General features: G+C 67.3%; 1 protein-coding gene. It reads right to left on the reverse strand.

Annotation, left to right across the window (positions count from 1 at the left end; translation table 11 throughout):
* The coding region (locus SB717_RS34120; RefSeq protein ID WP_410907256.1) for a hypothetical protein at positions 1–330 on the reverse strand (330 nt) is incomplete at its 3' end.
* Positions 331–367 lie beyond the last annotated feature (37 nt).

Raw genomic sequence — 367 nt, forward strand, 5'->3', positions numbered from 1 at the left:
GGCGACTGCGGAGTTGGAGAGTGTCACAGCATCGCACGCGGGCGGCGCCGTCGTCTGGAAGCACATCTGAACGGGAGCCCCGGCCCAGTCGATTCTGATCCGGCCCCGGGCGATCGCAGAGGAATCGCTCACCCCGGTGAGGACCACCGTCGCCGTCATCGACGTGACGGTGACCGGCACCGATGTCAGGGACGCTCTCGCTCCGGCGTCCACGGTGATGCCGTCGAATCCGGGGATGATGTCGTCGTTCTGATCCCGGAGAGTGATGGTGAAGCTCGCGTACGCGGCCGCGTCTGCGCCCGTCACGGAGAGCGCATCCCATCCCGTCATCGCAGAGGCGCCGCTGCCGCAGTAGTACTGAGAGGGG

Origin of the sequence: Priestia sp. SIMBA_032, assembly GCF_046535215.1 — a bacterium.
Classification (GTDB): Bacteria; Bacillota; Bacilli; order Bacillales; family Bacillaceae_H; genus Priestia; species Priestia aryabhattai.